This is a genomic window from Actinomycetospora sp. C-140 (genome assembly GCF_054796175.1).
This window is the reverse complement of the sequence record NZ_JBTWNF010000012.1, coordinates 109974-126277: the sequence shown is the minus strand read 5'-3', so window position 1 is coordinate 126277 and position 16304 is coordinate 109974. Positions and strand designations below refer to the sequence as shown.

Genomic DNA, 16304 nt, shown 5'->3' with positions numbered 1-16304 from the left:
ACGGCCGTACACCCTAGGTCGTGCTCTCGCGCGTCCCACGACCCCTTGTCGGTCCGGCCGCTGACCGGGCACCGTGGGCCGCGTCACGGTGATCTCGAGGAGGAGCTCATGGCCGACGTCCCGTCGATGCGGGAACTGCTGGGCGACAACCCCCCACAGAACTGGGGGAAATGGGGGCCCGACGACGAGGTCGGATCGCTGAACTACCTCGACGCCGCGCAGGTCCTGCGGGGCGTGGGCAGCGTGCGCGACGGCCAGGTCTTCACGCTCCAGTGCCCGATGGGGCACCCGCACGGCGACCCGGTCTTCCCCGGCCGCGAGGGCATCAAGCGCGAGATGGTGTGGGACCAGGAGCTGTTCGACTCCGGCAACGGCCCGAGCTTCCCCGGCGGCCTGCGGGCCTCCGACGACAAGGCCGAGATCTTCCTCCAGGGCTCGTCGCAGTACGACGCGCTCGGGCACGCCTGGTACGACGACACGATCTGGAACGGACGCTCGGCCGACACCACCAACGGCGGCGGCATGAGCTGGGCGTCGGTCCTCCCGATCGCGAACCGGGGCATCGCCGGGCGCGGCGTGCTGATCGACATGGCGCGCCACCGCGGCAAGGACTGGCTGGACAAGGGCGAGACGTTCACCCACCGCGACCTCGAGGAGGCCGCGACCCGGCAGGGCACGACGATCGAGGACCGCGACATCGTCTGCATCCGCACCGGCTTCCTGAAGTACTTCTACGCGACGCCCGCCGACGAGTTCTACGAGGGCTTCGTCGAGCCGGGTCTGACCTACTCGCGCGAGCTGGTCGAGTGGTTCCAGACCAAGGAGATCCCGAACCTCGTCACCGACACGATCGCGAACGAGGTGACCTCCGACCCCGAGTCCGGGGTGCTCCTGCCGCTGCACGCGTCGCTGCTGCGCAACCTCGGGGTCAGCCTCGCCGAGATCATCTGGCTCGACGACCTCGCCGACGCCTGCGCCGCCGACGGACGCTGGGACTTCCTCTACACCGCGGCGCCGCTGAAGATCCACGAGGCCACCGGCGCCCCGGTGAACCCGGTGGTGATCCGCTGATGGGCACCGCTGAGAAGTCCATCTATGGCGAACGCCCCTGGCTCGCCCGCTACCGCGAGGACTACCCGGCCGACATCGAGGTCGAGTACCCGAGCGCGCTGCACATGTTCCGCGCCGCCCTCGAGCGCGGCCCCGACGTCGAGATCGTGCGCTACTTCGACGGCACGCTGACCATGCGCGAGCTCGACCGGCTCTCCGACCAGTTCGCCGTGGCGCTCGCCGACCGCGGCTTCGAGAAGGGCCACCGCCTGGCCACGTACCTGCAGAACATCCCGCAGGTGCTCATCGCGGTCATCGGCACGTGGAAGGCCGGCGGCATCGTCGTCTCGATCAACCCGATGAGCCGGGTCCGCGAGCTGACGACGCTGCTCGGCGACTGCGAGGCGACGGCCCTGCTCGCCGAGGAGGACCTCTTCGGCCAGGTCGCGGCCGAGGTCGTGCCGACGATCCCCTCGCTGCGGATCGCGTGGACGACCTCGCCGCTGGAGTACCAGACCCGCCACGACGAGCGGCTGTTCAAGGGCGTGGAGCGCACCCGCCACGAGGGCACCGAGGACCTCGCCGAGGTGCTCGAGTCCGTCGGTGACCGGAAGCCCGAGCCGGTGGAGCTCGACGGCGACGACGTCGCGTTCCTCGGCTACACCTCGGGCACCACCGGCCCGCCCAAGGGCGCGATGAACACCCACCGCAACATCGTGTTCAACGCCCAGACCTACCGGGACTGGATCCAGCTCGGCCGCGAGGACTCGATCTTCGGCGTGGCGCCGCTGTTCCACATCACCGGCGTCGTCGGCCACATGGCGATCGCCCTGCTGCTGCCGGCGCCGCTCGTGCTGGCCTACCGGTTCGAGCCGGGCGTCGTCATCGACGCCATCCGGGAGCACCGGCCGACGTTCTCCATCGGGTCGATCACCGTGTTCATCGCGATGATGAACGCGCCGAACGCCGACCGGGACGCCCTGTCCTCGATGGTCAAGGTCTACTCCGGGGGCGCGCCGATCCCGCCGTCGACGGTCAAGGCCTTCCAGGAGCAGTTCGGCCACTACATCCACAACTTCTACGGCCTCACCGAGACCAACTCGCCCTCCCACGGCGTCCCGCTCGGCGGCGACGCGCCGGTCGACGAGGCCTCGGGCGCGCTGTCGGTCGGCGTGCCGATCTTCTCGACCGTCGTGCGGATCATGCGCGACGACGGCAGCGACGCCGACCCCGGCGAGGTGGGCGAGATCGTCACCCGCGGCCCGCAGGTGGTCCCCGGCTACTGGAACAAGCCCGAGGAGACGCAGAACGCGCTGCGCGCCCCCGACGGGTCGGTCGAGCTCAAGACCGGCGACGTCGGCTACATGGACGCCCAGGGCTGGTTCTACGTCGTCGACCGCAAGAAGGACCAGATCAACGCCGGCGGCTACAAGGTCTGGCCGCGCGAGGTCGAGGACGTGCTCTACGAGCACCCCGCGGTCCGCGAGGCCGCCGTCGTCGGCGTGCCCGACGAGTACCGCGGCGAGACGGTGAAGGCGTTCGTCTCGGTGCGCCCGGGCCAGAGCGTCGAGCCCGACGAGCTCATCGCGTTCTGCAAGGAGCGGATGTCCGCGTACAAGTACCCGCGCCAGGTCGAGCTCATGGACGAGATCCCCAAGACCGTCACGGGGAAGCTGCTGCGGCGCGCGCTGCGGTAGACCGCCAGGATGGACGGCGATGGTCCGCGCCCTCGTCGTCCTCCTGCTGTCCCTCGGAGCGCTGGCGGGGTGCGCGGACGAGCCCGTCACCCCGCCGGCGCCCTCCCCGGACGCCGCGTTCGTCGCCGGGATGGTGCCCCACCACCAGCAGGCGCTGGAGCTGACGGCGATGGTCGGCGGCCGCGGGGCGTCGTCGGCGCTCGAGGCGGTCGCGCTGCGCATCGACCGCGAGCAGGTCGAGGAGATCGGCCAGCTCCAGGGGCTGGCCCTCGCCCGCGGGCTGCCCGCCGTGCCCGTGCCGATGATGATGGGCATGGCCGCGCCGGAGACCCTCGCCGCGCTGCCCGGTCTGCGGGGCGCGGCGTTCGAACGGCTCTGGCTCGACACGATGATCCGCCACCACGAGGGCGCGCTGGCGATGGCGCGCGACTACCTGGCGACGGGCACGGACGACACCCTGCGGCGGTACAACCAGACCCTGATCGCGTCGCAGTCCGCCGAGATCACCACGATGGAGCAGCTGAGGACTACCATCGCCGGGCCATGAGCCCGACGTCGTGGCCCGCGGTGCCGATGCTCTTCGTCGAGGTCGAGGGCGTGCTGCGCAAGACGCCCGACGACCTGGGCCGCGACTGGCGCGGCCCGTTCGACATCGAGGTGTTCGGAGACGCCGTCGAACGCCTGCGGCTGTGGAAGGGCGCGGGCGGGCGCGTCGTCGGCTTCAGCCAGCAGCCCGGCGTCGCGCTGGGGGAGACCGACGAGCAGACCGCGGTCCGCACCCTCTGGACGGTCCGCGAACGCGTCGCCAACCTGCTCGACCTCGTCGTGCACTGCCCCCACCACCCCGACGCGACCATGCCGGACCAGGCGCGGTGCTGGTGCCGCCTGCCCAAGCCCGGGATGCTGATCGCGGCGCAGCACGAGGTCTCCCTGCGCCAGCAGGAGCACTACCCGCTCTGGATGTCGCTGCTCGTCGCCCGCTCACCGGCCGCTCTGCAGGCCGCCGCGGACCTCGATCTGGACCACCTCGACGGCGACGCCTGGCGCCGCGACGGGGGAGCGGTGGCGGCGGACTGAGGCGCGTCACGACGAGAAGCGCTGTTCCATCTCCCGGATCTCCGACAGACCCTCGCGGTCGGCGAACGCGTCGAGCCCGCCGATCTCGTCGAGCACCGCCGCCGGGGTGCCGTCGGCGCGCAGGCGGGCGAGCACCGAGCGCATGGCGGTGTCGGCGGCCAGGAGGGTCGAGACCGGGAAGAGCACCAGGGAGAAGCCGAGCTCGGCGAGGCGGTCGTACGACAGCGGCGGGGTGCGCCCGCCCTCGGCCCAGTTGAACAGCAGACGGTGCCCCGCGAGCTCCTTCGCGACGGTCTCGATGGCCTCCTCGGAGGTGGGGGCCTCGACGAACAGGACGTCCGCGCCGGCGTCGGCGAAGCGGCGCGCCCGCTCGATCGCGGCGTCCAGACCCTCGACGGCGGCCACGTCGGTGCGGGCGATGATCACCATGTCCGGGTCGGTGCGGGCCGCCACGGCCGCGCGGACCTTGGCCACCATGTCCTCGGCCGGCACCACGACCTTCCCGGCGAGGTGCCCGCAGCGCTTGGGCATCACCTGGTCCTCGAGGTGCAGCCCCGCGATGCCCGCCTGCTCGTACTCGCGGACGGTGCGCACGACGTTGATCGGGTTGCCGTAGCCGGTGTCGGCGTCGGCGATCAGCGGCACGTCGACCGCCGCGGTCATCCGCCGGGCGTTGTCGACCATCTCGGCCTGGCCGAGCAGCCCGACGTCGGGCCGGCCGAGGAGCGAGGCCGTCGTGCCGAAGCCGGTCATGTAGACGACGTCGAACCCGGCCTGCTCCACGAGACGCGCCGAGTGCGCGTCGAACGCCCCGGGCGCGAGCACGGGCCGGCCCTGGTCGAGCAGCTCCCGCAGGCGGGCGCGACGGTTGCCCGGACGGCTCAGCAGATCTCCCACGACACGGCTCCTTGTGCACAACAACGGGCGGACACGGGCGATCGTGCCTTGTCGAGGGAGTCATCGCACCCTACGTTGCGTACAACATCGTGGGGAGCGAGATGACGGGGACGGCCGAGCGGCGAGCGGGACGCGCCTCCGAGCGCGCCCTGGCCGACCTGCGCGAGGCCATCCTGACCGGCGACCTCGCCGCGGGCGCGCACCTCGGCGAGGTCGAGGTGGCCGAGCGGCTCGGGCTCTCGCGGACACCGGTCCGCGAGGCCCTGACCCGCCTCGCCGCCGAGGGCCTCGTCGAGCTGGAGGCGCACCGCGGGGCGCGGGTGACGTCGTTCTCCCGCGACGACCTCGACGGCATCTTCGACGTGCGTCTCGCCCTCGAGCCCCGGGCCACGTCCCGCGCGGCCGTGCACGCCACGGCGGGCGACCTCGACGCCCTCGACGACCTCGCCTCCCGGATGCTCGCGATCGGCGCGCCCGGACCCGACCAGGACCTCGACGCGCTGGTCGGGCTCAACCGCGACTTCCACGCCCGTCTGCTCGACCTCGCGCGGGCCCCCGCCCTCGCCGCCGGGCTCGCGAACGTCGTCCACACCCCCGTCGTGACGCGGACGTTCCACACCTACGACGCGGCCTCGCTCGCCCGCAGCCTCGCCCACCACGCCGAGATCGTCGCGGCGCTGCGCGCGGGCGACGGCGACTGGGCGGCCTCGGTCATGCGCTGCCACCTCGGCAACGCCCGCGCGGTGATGGTGGGACAGCGCTCGTGAACCCCCACGGCACCCCGTTCGCCCACCGCGTCGGCTGGGGAGCGCGCCCGGCGGTGGTCGTCGTCGACCTCGTCCGCGCCTACGTCGAGCCCGACGGCCCGTTCTGGCTCGGGTCGGCGGAGGTCCTGGGCCCCGCCGGGGACCTCGTCGGCGCCGCGCGGACGGCGGGCGTCCCGGTGCTCTGGACCGTCGTGCGCTACGCCGCCGACCTCGCCGACGCCGGCTTCTTCGCGGCCAAGGTGCCCGCCCTGGCGGCCTTCGCCGACGGCGCGGAGGGCGGGTGGGGCGAGCTCGCGCTGGAGCGGCGCGAGGCCGAGCCCGTCGTCGCCAAGCAGCACGCGTCCGCCTTCGCCGGCACCTCGCTCGCGGCGACCCTGCGCGCCCGTGGCGTCGACACGGTCGTCGTCGCCGGCGTCTCCACCTCGGGCTGCGTGCGGGCCACGGCCACCGACGCCCTCGCGCACGGCTTCCGTCCGATCGTCGTCGCCGACGCCTGCGCCGACCGCACCGCGGCCCTGCACGACCAGAACCTCGCCGATCTCGACGCCAAGTACGCCGACGTCGTCGACCTGGCCGCCGCCCGCACGACCCTGGGAGGTCTCTGACATGCAGTACGGCGTCTTCATCCCCAACGCCACCAACGGCTACATCCTGTCGACCGGCAGCCCGCAGTACCGGCCGAGCTTCGCCCACAACGTCGCCATCGCGCGGGAGGCGGAGAAGCAGGGGCTCGACTTCCTGCTCTCGATGATGAAGCACCGCGGCTCCGGCGGGCCGAGCGACTTCTGGGGCGAATGCCTGGAGTCGTTCACGCTCTTCGGCGGGCTCGCGGCGGTCACCGAGACGATCGGGCTCTACCCGTCGGTGACCACCCTCGCGACCCACCCGATCATGGCCGCCCGCATGGTCGCCACCATCGACGAGATGTCCGGCGGGCGCTGCGGGCTCAACATCGTCACCGGCTGGAACAAGCCGGAGTACACGCAGATGGGCCTGTGGCCGGGCGACGACTACTTCGACCGCCGCTACGCGTTCGCCGCCGAGTACGTCCAGGTGCTGCGCGCGCTCTGGAGCGAGGGGACGACGACGTTCCACGGCGAGTTCTTCGACTTCGACGACGCCGACATGCGCCCGAAGCCGGTGCACAGGCCGACGGTGGTGTGCGCGGGGCAGTCGCCGGCGGGGCAGGCGTTCACGGCCCGCCACGGCGACCGGAACTTCATCATGGCCGAGCGCTCGAAGGTGGGGTCGATCAGCGCGGGCGTGCGCGAGCTCGGCGCCGGCGAGGGCCGCGACGTCGGCACCTTCGCGCTCTACTGCGTGATCGCCGAGGAGACCGACGACGAGGCCGACCGGGTCTGCGACCACATCGTCGCGAACGCCGACCTCGAGGCGATCAGCTACATGACCACCGGCGCCTCGCTGGACACCAACCCCGACGGGACGTCGGCCCAGCTGCTCGCGTCGCTGGAGCGCCCGGCCGCCGAGGGCAACATGGCGTTCCTGTCGCTGCCGGTGATCAAGGGGTCGTACGAGCGCGTCGCGGCGCAGTTCGACGAGATCGCGGTGACCACGGGCATCGACGGCGCGCTGCTGACGTGGCCCGACTTCGTCGACGGCGTGACGAAGTTCGGCGAGCGTGTGAAGCCGCTGCTGCGCGACGCCGCCCAGCCCGTGCCGTCCTGAGCCCACTCGAGCGTTCCCGCACGTCACGGCCGCTTCGTCCCGCTCGACGTCGGTGCTCGGCGGGTGTATGCCGGGAACCGACGACCTCGGCGTGCACACCGTCGCGCCGGGCCGCCTCCGTCGCCGCGAGAGTGCGAGGAGCGTGATCGCCGTGAGCGAGCGTCCACTGTCCGACCGTCGTCGCCACGAGCACGCGGAGCTGGACTGGGAGGTCCGGGCCTGGGCCGACCCGCCGGGACGGCGGCCCGACGTCGAGGGCTGGCGCAGCCTGGGCTGGAGCGCCACCCACGACGACGCCGTCGTCCTCGCCCGGGCCGTCACCACCGCCGGCGCCTACGAGTTCGCCGAGGTGTGGGGGCCGGTCGACGACACCCCGGGCCGCCGGCCGGCCTGCGAGCGCTTCCCGGAACCCGACCGCGAGGAGCGGCGCGCCCTCTGGATGCGGGCGGCCGCGGAGTACTACACCGCCGACATCGACCTCCCGCACCGCACGACGGTGTAGCCGTCGGCCTGTCGTGATCTTCGTCGCCCAGGAACATAGGAGGTGCTACGTTCGGGGGGCGAGGGGGTGGCGACGTGACGGTGACCAACCGCGAGGGGTACTTCGTCGCGGCCATGACGCTCCTGGCGCGGGAGGGCCGGTCGGGCCTGCGCCTCGCGGCGCTGTGCCGGGGCGTCGGGGTGACGAGCGGGTCCTTCTACCACCACTTCGGCGGCTGGGACGACTTCGTCGACGCGCTGCTGGAGCACTGGGAGACCGTCGACACCCGGCGCCTGGCCGAGCTCGCCGACCGCGAGCCCGACCCCGAAGGGCGCCTCGACGTCGTCAAGCACCTCGCCCTGACGTTCCCGCACGAGGCCGAGACCGCCATCCGCGCGTGGGCCCACGGCGACACGCGCGTGGCCGCGGTGCAGGAGCGGGTCGACGCGCAGCGCCGGACCGTCGTCGCCGACGCGCTGGTCGCGACCGGCGTCGACGACGAACGCGCGGGCCGGCTCGCCGACCTCGCCCTCGCCGTCCTGATCGGCCGCCAGCAGCTCCTCGGGCCGACCGACGTCGGCGACCTCCTGACGCTGTTCGACGAGCTGATGGCGGCCGCCCAGATCACTCCCGCGGCGACCATCGCGGATCGTGCAGGAGATCCACGAAGTTCGGATTGTTGAGCGCGCCGGTGCGGGCCGCGCGCACGAGGGCGATGGCCTCGTCGGGGTCGTGCCCGCCGCGGATGAGCGCGGCGGCCGACAGCAGGCCGGACCGGTTGATGCCGGCCGCGCAGTGGATCAGCACCCGCTTGCCGTCACGGCGCATGTCGTCGACGAGGTCCGCGAGCCCGCGCAGGGTCGTGAAGTCCGGTGCCGGGCCGTCCTCGATGAGCCAGTGGACGTAGAACTCGACGTCCTCCAGCGGCAGGTCGCTGCCGTGCAGGTCGAACACCGCGTCCCAGTGCTCGCCGGGCTCGGGGTCGCCCGACTGCCAGACGCCCGGGACGATCTCGTGCGGCGGCCAGGGCGGGGGTTCGTCGTCGAGGTCGTCGCGCAGGTGCGCCGGGATGAAGTCGTCGTCCCGCAGATCCTCGGTCACCGGTGCTGCCTCCCGCTGCTGTCCCGTGCTGCCGCCGCGAACGCCCGCGCGGTGGCCGTCGGGGCCACCTGTCCCGACCATGCCAGCACGATCGGCAACGGTGCCGGGTCGTCGGCGATCGGGACGGCGACGATCTCGTCGCCCGCATGGGTCCGGGTGCCCGGAACGGCCTGTGCCAGCACGGTGAACCCGAGACCCTGACCGACGAGCGCCCGCGCCGTGTCCGGGTTCGCGGTGCGGTGGCGCACACGCGGGGACAGCCCGGCGGCGAGACACACCCCGAGGGCGTGCTCGGAGCTCGGCGGCAGGTCGAGGAGCACCATCGGCTCGTCGACGAGATCCGCGAGCGTCACCGGGCCGCCGCCGTGGGCCAGCGGGTGCCCGGCGGGCAGGACGAGGTACGGCGTGTTCGACGACAGCGGCGTGAGCTCGAGCGCCGGGTCGAGGCGGTGGTCGTAGAGCACGGCGACGTCGAGCTCGCCCTCGAGCAGCCCGCGCTGCAGCTGGTCCTGGGGGCCCTCGACGAACTCGACGCGCGCCCGCGGGTGCCGCGCGGCGAAGCGCCCGAGCGTCGCGGGCAGCAGCCCGGGCGCGAGCGTCGTGTAGCAGCCGGCGCGCACCGCCCCCGCGACGTCACCGGCCTCGCCGCCCGCGGCGTCGGCGAGCTCGCCCGCGTCGCGCAGCAACCGGCGGGCCCGGCGCAGCGTGTCGTGCCCGGCCGGCGTCAGGCGGATGCCGTGCGCGCGGCGGCGCACCGTGAGCTGCACGCCGAGCGCGCGCTCGAGCTCGTCGAGGGCCAGCGAGAGCGCCGACGCCGACACGTGCAGCGTCGCCGACGCGCCCGCCAGCGTCCCCGCCTCCGCGACCGCGACGAAGTACCCGAGCTGCCGCAGCGAATACTCAGGAGAACTCACGAATCAGCCTCGATATCTGAACTTTACAAGAGATGTGGCGCGGCGCACGGTGGTCGCATGACGAGCACGGTGACGCCCCGGGTCTTCGACGTCGGGGCCAGCGACGAGGTCGCCGAGCGGGGGCGTCTCGTCGTGACGCTCGGCGAGGGGCCGGACGCGGTGACGGTCGGGGTGTTCCGGTTCTCGGGACGGCTCTACGCCTACGAGAACGCCTGCGCGCACCAGGGGGGACCCGCCTGCCAGGGACGGATCGTCTCCCGCGTGCGGGAGCGCCTCGACGACGGGCAGCGCAGCCTCGGCCTGGTGTTCGACGACTCGGAGATGCACATCGTCTGCCCGTGGCACGGCTTCGAGTACGACGTCACCACCGGGCGCCACCCGGGACGTCCCGACTACGCGCTGCGTCCGGTGGACGTCGCCGAGGAGGGCGGGCGGGTCCGTGTCACGGTCTGAGCGCATCACCGCCCTCGTCGACGAGCTGACCACCGAGGTCGATGCCGGCCTCGGCGACGGGGCCGTCGCCGCGCTTGCCCCCGACGTCGCGCGCCGGCTCGTGTCGGTCGCGGCGCGGCTCTACGCCGTCGCGGCCGAGGAGGACGCCCGCCCCCTGGAGGGCACCGACCTCACCCCGACCGAGTCGGTCGTCCTCGCCACCGCCGCGCTGCGGGCCCACGACCTCAACCCGTTCGACCTCGCGCTGTGGTTCTCGAGGAGCGAGTCATGACCGATGTCCGTCGCCTGCCCACGCAGGAGATCACCACCCACACCGACAGCCGGGAGATCCTGGCCAACGCCGCCCGCGACACCGAGCGCTACGGGCTCGACGAGTACTTCATCGTCGACGTCGACTCCCACCACGTGGAGCTCGACTCCTGGCCGGAGATCCTCGAGTTCCTCGACTCGCCGGTGCTCAAGGACACCGCGCACCAGATGATGAAGAACTGGCCCCAGGCCTCCCACCTGGCGCTGCACAACCACCCGCCGGGGCTGACCATGCAGGACGTCTCCGGGCGCATCCCGCACCAGGCCTCGCTCGGCGAGGAGACGCCCGGGACGGGCTCGGGCGCCGAGCGCGACGTCACGCTCGTGCGCCGCGCGATGGACGCGATGAGCATCGACGTCCAGGTCGTCTTCCCGCAGCCGATGCTCGAGACCGGCCTGCACCCGCAGCCCCAGGTCGCGAGCGCGCTGCTGCAGGCCTACAACCGGTGGTTCACCAGCCAGATCCTGCCGCGCGAGCCGCGGATCAGGACGATGCTCGGGCTGCCGTTCGAGGACCCCGACGCGTGTCTCGCCACCGTGGAGGAGTTCGCCGACCACCCCGGCGTGATCGGCTTCCTCGTGACCAGCCAGCGCCACGCGGGCGTGCACCGCAACGCCTACATGCCGCTGTACCGGATGCTCGAGGAGCGCGGCCTGCCGATCGGCTTCCACGCCGGCCCGAACCAGGCCGACTCGATGACGTCGACGATGAACCGCTTCCTCTCGGCGCACGCCATGAGCTTCGTGACCTGCAACATGACCCACATGACCAACTGGGTCATCAACGGGATCCCCGAGCGGTTCCCCGGGCTCAAGACGATCTGGATCGAGAGCGGGCTGGCGTGGGTGCCGTTCATGATGCAGCGCCTCGACCACGAGTACTACATGCGCCAGTCCGACGCCCCGCTGCTCACGAAGCCGCCGTCGGCCTACATGCGCGAGATGTTCTACACCTCGCAGCCGATGGAGTGGACCGACGACGCGCTGCTCGAGGCGACGCTGCGCGCGATCGACGCCCCGAACTCGTTGATGTACAGCTCGGACTGGCCGCACTGGGACTTCGACGTCCCCGGCCGCATCGCGCGCCTGCCGTTCCTCGACGACCACGCCAAGCGCAACATCCTCGGCGAGACCGCCCGGAAGGTGTTCGGGTTGTAGGCGGCTGGGGTTTGTCAGCCTGGCGTCCACGCTGGCGTTCAACGACAGGAAAGGCCCCACGATCACCGTCGAGGGCCGCCCGACGCGTCGTACGTCTCGTTCAGCGCCACGATCGCGGGCAGGGGTGGATCGGTACGGGTTGGTGAGGCTAGCCTTCCTCGCATTCGGGTGAGGAGGGATCGCGCGTGACGAGGATGTCGGTGCTGCCGCCGCTGCACGTGGTGGCGACCGAGCGCGTCACGCCCCGCATGCAGCGCGTGACGCTGGGTGGCTCCCACGCCGAGGTGCTGGGCGGGCTCGAGACGATCCCGCCCGCCGCGCACGTCCGCCTGCTCTTCGCCGAGCCCGGCGCCCCCGTCGTCCTCCCCGTGCCCGGCCCCACCGGTCTGACCTGGCCGGACGACGACTCGCGGCCCTACGCGCGCAGCATGACCGTCCGCGCCCTCGACCGGGAGCGCGGCGAGATGGCCATCGACATCGCCCTGCACGGCGACTCGGCGGCCGGCCGCTGGGCCACGGCGGCGCGCCCCGGCGACCCCGCCGGCATCGTCGGCCCGGGCGGTGGCTGGACCCCGCCCGCGGAGGCCGACGAGATCCTGCTCGCCGGCGACGAGACGGCGCTGCCCGCCATCGCCGCGCTGCTCGAGTGGCTCCCGCGGCACACGCCCGTCCGCGTCGCCGTCGAGGTGCACGACGCCGCCGACGAGCAGGAGCTCGCCCGACCCGTGCGGTGGGTGCACCGGGCCGCGGGCGAGTCGCTGCTCGACGTCGTGCGCGCCCGGCCCGTGCCGGAGGGTGCCGCCGCCTGGGTCGCGGGGGAGGGGCACGTGGTCAAGGCGATCCGCGAGGACCTGCGCATCACCCAGGGCCTCGCGCGCAGCCACTGCCACGCCATCCGCTACTGGACGCTGGGTCGCTCCCACGAGGACTCCGACCGCACCTTCGGCGCCGCCCGCGCCGAGGCCGCGCGCCGGGGGATCACGCTCGTCACCACCCAGGACGTGCACGAGATGAGCTACGAGCTCATGACCGGAGGCTTCCCGCTCCCCACCGCGTAGCGGGCCCGGGGACATGACCCTCCCTCGTTCGGGGCAGACTCACCCGACCCGACGGACGAGGTGAGGGAGGCCGGGTGGCCGACGAGGACGAGCTGGTCGCGGCTCGCTACCGGCTGCGCGACCGCATCGGGCAGGGCGCGATGGGCGTGGTCTGGCGCGCCGAGGACGAGACGCTGCGCCGCCCCGTCGCGCTCAAGCAGGTCCTCCTGCCCTCGGGCGCCGACGCCGAGGCCCTCGCGCAGGCCCGGCGGCGCGTGATGCGAGAGGGCCGCATGATCGCCCGCCTGCACCACCCGCACGCGATCGCGCTCTACGACGTCGTCGAGGACGACGAGGCCCCGTGGCTCGTGATGGAGTACCTGCCCTCCCGCAGCCTCGCCGAGGTGCTCGCGCAGGACGGGCCCCTGCACCCGGACGCGGCCGCACGGCTGGGCCGCCAGGTCGCCGACGCCCTCGCCGCGGCCCACGACGCCGGGATCGTCCACCGCGACGTCAAGCCCGGGAACGTGCTCATCGACGAGTCCGGCACGGTCAAGGTCACCGACTTCGGCATCGCCCGCGCCGTCGACGACGTCACGATCACGTCCACCGGCCGCGTCGCCGGCACACCCGCCTACCTGGCGCCGGAGGTCGCGCGCGGCGCGGCCGCGGACTTCCGCTCCGACGTCTTCTCGCTCGGCTCCACGCTCTACGCCGCGACCGAGGGCGGGCCGCCGTTCGGCGCGGGCGACAACGCCCTCGCGGTGCTGCACCGCGTCGCGGGCGGCGAGCACGCCCCGGCCCGCCACGCCGGCCCGCTCGCCCCGCTGCTCGGCGGCATGCTCCAGACCGACCCGGACCGGCGGCTGCCGATGCACCGGGTGCGCGACGAGCTCGCCGCGCTGGTCTCCGGCAGCGCCGGGACGGAGGAGGGCCCGGTGACGCCGATCCTCCCGCGGCCCGCCGCGGGGAGCGCGCCGTCGCCGTCGCCCGACCCGCCGGCACCGCCGGACGTCCCGGAGCCCGTCCCCGATCCCGCGCCCGAGCAGCCCGTCGCGGTGGCCGCGCCGGTGGCCACGGCGCCCGACCCGGCACCCGGTCACCCTCCGCCGCCCGGTCACCCCCCGCCGCCCGACCACCTCCCGCTGCCCGGCCGGCCTCCCGCGGACGCCGACGAGGCCCGGCGCCCGGCCCGTCGACGGTGGCCCTACGCCGTCGCCGGTCTCGCCGTCGTCCTCGTGGGCGCGGTGGTCGTCGTCGCCCTGCTCGGCACCGGCGCCGGGTCGGGCGCCCGCGTGCCCTCCGGCGCGGGGTCCGCACCGGAGACGTCGTCGGCGACGGGAGGATCCGGCGGGGACGCCACGGCCGCGTCGCCTGCCTTCACCGGCAGCGCCGACGACCGGGCGCGGCAGCAGGCCGTCGTCGACTACTACGCGCTGCTGCCGAACCGCCTCGACGAGGGCTGGCAGCGGCTCACGCCGTCGTTCCAGCAGTCCACGGCGGGCGGGCTGGAGAACTACCGCAGCTTCTGGGGTTCGGTGCAGGAGGTCGCGGTGCTCGGGGTCACGCCCGCGGGCGGGGACGCCGTCGACGCGACCGTCTCCTACCGCTACGCCGACGGGCGCGCGGTCCGGGAGCGCACGGTGTTCGGGATGGTGCTCCAGGACGGCGTCTGGAAGATCGACAGCCAGCGCCAGGACTAGTCCGGCGACGGCCCGAGGAACACCCGGTCCGGGTGCGGGTGGCGCAGGAAGTCGTGGTGGGAGATGTCCCAGCCGTAGGCGCCCGCCGCCTCGAACACGACGACGTCGCCGGCGCGCAGGCGCCCGACCCGGGCGTGGGCGAGCGTGTCCTTCGGCGTGCAGAGCTCCCCGCAGATCGTGACCTCGTCGTCGGTGACCTCCGGACGCGGGCGTCCCGCGGGCCAGGCGTCGACCGGGACGACGTGGAACGGGTGGCTGTGCTGCCACGACGACGGCAGGCGGAAGTGGTGGGTGCCGCCGCGCAGGAGGGCGTAGGCGTGACCGTGGGTGCGCTTGACGTCGAGCACCTCGGCCGCGTAGACGCCGCAGCCCGCGACGAGGAAGCGTCCGCACTCGAAGTCGATCTCGCGCCAGTGCTCCGGGAAGGTGTCGAGCAGCTCGCCGAGTCCCCGGCAGAACGCGGGCCAGTCGAACGGGCGGTAGAGCGCGGCGTAGTCGACGCCGATGCCGCCGCCGACGTTCACGACCTCGGCCCGCACACCGAACTCCTCCTCCCACCCGCGGAGGACGTCACGGTAGTGGCCGAGCATCGCGAGGTGGCGCTCGGCGGAGAGGTTGTTCGACAGCGAGTGCAGGTGGAACCCGGCGAGGCGCAGCCCGGGCAGCGTGGTCGCGGCCTCGACGGCGTCGGGGAGATCGGTCTCGTCGATGCCGAACTGCGTGGGACGCCCGGCCATCGCGAGCGTCGCGTCGGGGAACGGGCCGGCGAGGTTGACGCGCAGCAGGACGTCGGCGGTGGTGTCCCTGGCCGTCGCCGCGTCGCTGAGCCGGTGCAGGCCCAGGACGCTCTCGACGTGGAAGCGCGTGACGCCGGCGGCGAGGCCCGCGGCGAGCTCGGCGTCGGTCGGCACCGGCCCGCCCATCAGCACCGGGGCGTCCGGGGCGGCGTCGCCGACCACGCGGAGCTCGCCGCCCGAGGCGACCTCGAACCCGGCGACGACGCCGTCGAGGGCGGCGACGACCCGCTCGTCGGCGTTGGCCTTCACCGCGTAGAACATCCGGCACCGCGCGGGCAGCGCCTCGACGACCCGGCGCGCGTGCCGGCGCAGCGCGTCGAGGTCGTAGGAGAACAGGCACACGGGCTCCGGTGCCTCGACGGCGGCCGCGATCACCTCCGTATGTGAGCGAACTTCGGTGCTATAGCCCCGAAGTTCGCTCACGTGGGACCGGAAGGCGGCCACGGCCAGGGAGCGCTCCTCGCCGTGCACGAGGTCGCTGACGCCGCGAGCGCGCCAACGGGCGCGGTCGGCGGGGACGCGGGGGATCGCGCAGAACCGCACCCCGGCGCGCACGCACGCGGCGTGGACCTCCTCGACGGCGCGGCGCACGCGCGGGTGCCGCGTCCGCCACGGGACCCCGAGCGACTGGGAGAGGTCGGCGGCGCCCTCGAGCACCATGTCCAGCCCGGGCGTCGTGACGATCTCGTCGATCACCGCCAGCGCTTCGGCGTCCTCGATCATCGCGACGATCGTGACCGCCGCGTCGGCCGTCGCCACGTGCGTCGCGAGGTCCGTGCGGCCGTAGCCGACCATCCGTCCCGAGTTCAGCGAGCGCCTGCCCTCGGGGGCGTAGCGGGCGGCACGGACGACGGCCTCGACGTCGGCGCGGGACCGCACGTGCGGGACGACGATCCCGGTCGCGCCCGCGTCGAGGACCCGCAGCACGAACCCCGGGTCGTGCTCGGGGACCCGTACCCACGGCGCGATCCCGGCCACCTCAGCGGCGCGGATCATCTCCTGCAGCGTGTCCGGGGAGACCAGCGCGTGCTCGGCGTCGAGGATCGCGACGTCGTACCCCGCCGCCCCGACCATCTCGACCAGCGCGGGCGACGGCGTCGCCACGAAGAGCCCGTCCACGCTGCGCGAGTCTGCCTCCGTTCCTTCGTGAGCAGTTGGCGCCCCCATCGGGGCGCCA

At 73.6% G+C, this 16304-nt stretch carries 18 protein-coding genes; 14 read left to right on the top strand and 4 right to left on the bottom strand.

Translation table 11 applies throughout. The annotated features are described in order from the left end of the window. The first annotated feature begins 108 nt into the window (after positions 1-108). The 4 genes from ACR9E3_RS20285 to ACR9E3_RS20270 are packed head-to-tail and all read left to right on the top strand — an operon-like array spanning position 109 to position 3824. Entirely contained in the window at positions 109-1071 is a 963-nt protein-coding gene (locus ACR9E3_RS20285) for a cyclase family protein (RefSeq protein WP_460382331.1), read from the top strand. Continuing rightward, positions 1071-2747 (top strand): class I adenylate-forming enzyme family protein, encoded by a 1677-nt coding sequence (locus ACR9E3_RS20280; protein WP_460382330.1) that lies wholly within the window; start codon positions 1071-1073, stop codon positions 2745-2747. The genes ACR9E3_RS20285 and ACR9E3_RS20280 overlap by 1 nt, the downstream gene beginning before the upstream one ends. Positions 2748-2766: 19 nt before the next feature. Continuing rightward, a complete protein-coding gene (locus ACR9E3_RS20275) occupies positions 2767-3294 on the top strand; it encodes a DUF305 domain-containing protein (protein WP_460382329.1) in 528 nt (175 codons plus the stop codon). Continuing rightward, on the top strand, positions 3291-3824 hold the full coding sequence (locus ACR9E3_RS20270) for an HAD family hydrolase (protein WP_460382328.1): 534 nt from the start codon (positions 3291-3293) through the stop codon (positions 3822-3824). Before ACR9E3_RS20275 ends, ACR9E3_RS20270 begins: the two co-directional genes overlap by 4 nt. Before the next feature lie 6 nt (positions 3825-3830). Here ACR9E3_RS20270 and ACR9E3_RS20265 read toward each other — a convergent pair whose 3' ends face one another. Further along, positions 3831-4721 carry an isocitrate lyase/PEP mutase family protein gene (locus ACR9E3_RS20265; RefSeq protein WP_460382327.1) on the bottom strand — a complete coding sequence of 297 codons (891 nt, stop codon included), beginning with the start codon at positions 4719-4721 and terminating at the stop codon, positions 3831-3833. A gap of 101 nt (positions 4722-4822) precedes the next feature. Here ACR9E3_RS20265 and ACR9E3_RS20260 point away from each other — a divergent pair, with 101 nt between their 5' ends. The 5 genes from ACR9E3_RS20260 (at position 4823) to ACR9E3_RS20240 (ending at position 8338) form a co-directional block, all read left to right on the top strand. Continuing rightward, positions 4823-5488, top strand: a complete 666-nt coding sequence (locus tag ACR9E3_RS20260) for a GntR family transcriptional regulator (protein ID WP_460382325.1) — start codon at positions 4823-4825, stop codon at positions 5486-5488. Further along, positions 5485-6093, top strand: coding sequence for an isochorismatase family protein (locus ACR9E3_RS20255; RefSeq protein ID WP_460382324.1), 609 nt, complete (start codon positions 5485-5487; stop codon positions 6091-6093). The genes ACR9E3_RS20260 and ACR9E3_RS20255 overlap by 4 nt, the downstream gene beginning before the upstream one ends. A 1-nt stretch (position 6094) precedes the next feature. Then, positions 6095-7174: an LLM class flavin-dependent oxidoreductase gene (locus ACR9E3_RS20250; protein ID WP_460382323.1), complete on the top strand. Its 1080-nt coding sequence runs from the start codon at positions 6095-6097 to the stop codon at positions 7172-7174. 151 nt (positions 7175-7325) lie between these two features. Beyond that, a complete protein-coding gene (locus ACR9E3_RS20245) occupies positions 7326-7676 on the top strand; it encodes a hypothetical protein (RefSeq protein ID WP_460382322.1) in 351 nt (116 codons plus the stop codon). Between the two features lie 74 nt (positions 7677-7750). Then, positions 7751-8338 (top strand): TetR/AcrR family transcriptional regulator, encoded by a 588-nt coding sequence (locus ACR9E3_RS20240; protein WP_460382320.1) that lies wholly within the window; start codon positions 7751-7753, stop codon positions 8336-8338. On the opposite strand, the gene ACR9E3_RS20235 is transcribed toward ACR9E3_RS20240, so the two are convergent. Both ACR9E3_RS20235 and ACR9E3_RS20230 read right to left on the bottom strand, forming a co-directional pair. Then, entirely contained in the window at positions 8280-8756 is a 477-nt protein-coding gene (locus ACR9E3_RS20235; protein ID WP_460382319.1) for a protein-tyrosine phosphatase family protein, read from the bottom strand. The two genes, ACR9E3_RS20240 and ACR9E3_RS20235, sit on opposite strands and share 59 nt — an antisense overlap. Beyond that, a complete protein-coding gene (locus ACR9E3_RS20230; RefSeq protein WP_460382318.1) occupies positions 8753-9670 on the bottom strand; it encodes a LysR family transcriptional regulator in 918 nt (305 codons plus the stop codon). The genes ACR9E3_RS20235 and ACR9E3_RS20230 overlap by 4 nt, the downstream gene beginning before the upstream one ends. Positions 9671-9727: 57 nt before the next feature. On the opposite strand from ACR9E3_RS20230, the gene ACR9E3_RS20225 reads away from it, so the two are divergent. The 5 genes from ACR9E3_RS20225 to ACR9E3_RS20205 all read left to right on the top strand — a co-directional run bounded on the left by ACR9E3_RS20225 (position 9728) and on the right by ACR9E3_RS20205 (position 14330). After that, positions 9728-10123, top strand: a complete 396-nt coding sequence (locus ACR9E3_RS20225; protein WP_460382317.1) for a Rieske (2Fe-2S) protein — start codon at positions 9728-9730, stop codon at positions 10121-10123. Then, positions 10110-10394, top strand: a complete 285-nt coding sequence (locus ACR9E3_RS20220) for a hypothetical protein (protein ID WP_460382316.1) — start codon at positions 10110-10112, stop codon at positions 10392-10394. The genes ACR9E3_RS20225 and ACR9E3_RS20220 overlap by 14 nt, the downstream gene beginning before the upstream one ends. Then, positions 10391-11590 carry an amidohydrolase family protein gene (locus tag ACR9E3_RS20215; RefSeq protein WP_460382315.1) on the top strand — a complete coding sequence of 400 codons (1200 nt, stop codon included), beginning with the start codon at positions 10391-10393 and terminating at the stop codon, positions 11588-11590. Before ACR9E3_RS20220 ends, ACR9E3_RS20215 begins: the two co-directional genes overlap by 4 nt. A gap of 194 nt (positions 11591-11784) precedes the next feature. Beyond that, entirely contained in the window at positions 11785-12648 is an 864-nt protein-coding gene (locus tag ACR9E3_RS20210; RefSeq protein ID WP_460382422.1) for a siderophore-interacting protein, read from the top strand. A 74-nt stretch (positions 12649-12722) separates the two neighbouring features. Then, positions 12723-14330: a serine/threonine-protein kinase gene (locus ACR9E3_RS20205; RefSeq protein ID WP_460382314.1), complete on the top strand. Its 1608-nt coding sequence runs from the start codon at positions 12723-12725 to the stop codon at positions 14328-14330. Here the strand turns inward: ACR9E3_RS20205 and ACR9E3_RS20200 are convergent. After that, the gene (locus ACR9E3_RS20200) at positions 14327-16246 is read right to left on the bottom strand and encodes an aldolase/citrate lyase family protein (protein WP_460382313.1); all 1920 of its coding nucleotides are present in this window, start codon (positions 16244-16246) and stop codon (positions 14327-14329) included. The two genes, ACR9E3_RS20205 and ACR9E3_RS20200, sit on opposite strands and share 4 nt — an antisense overlap. Positions 16247-16304: the final 58 nt, after the last annotated feature.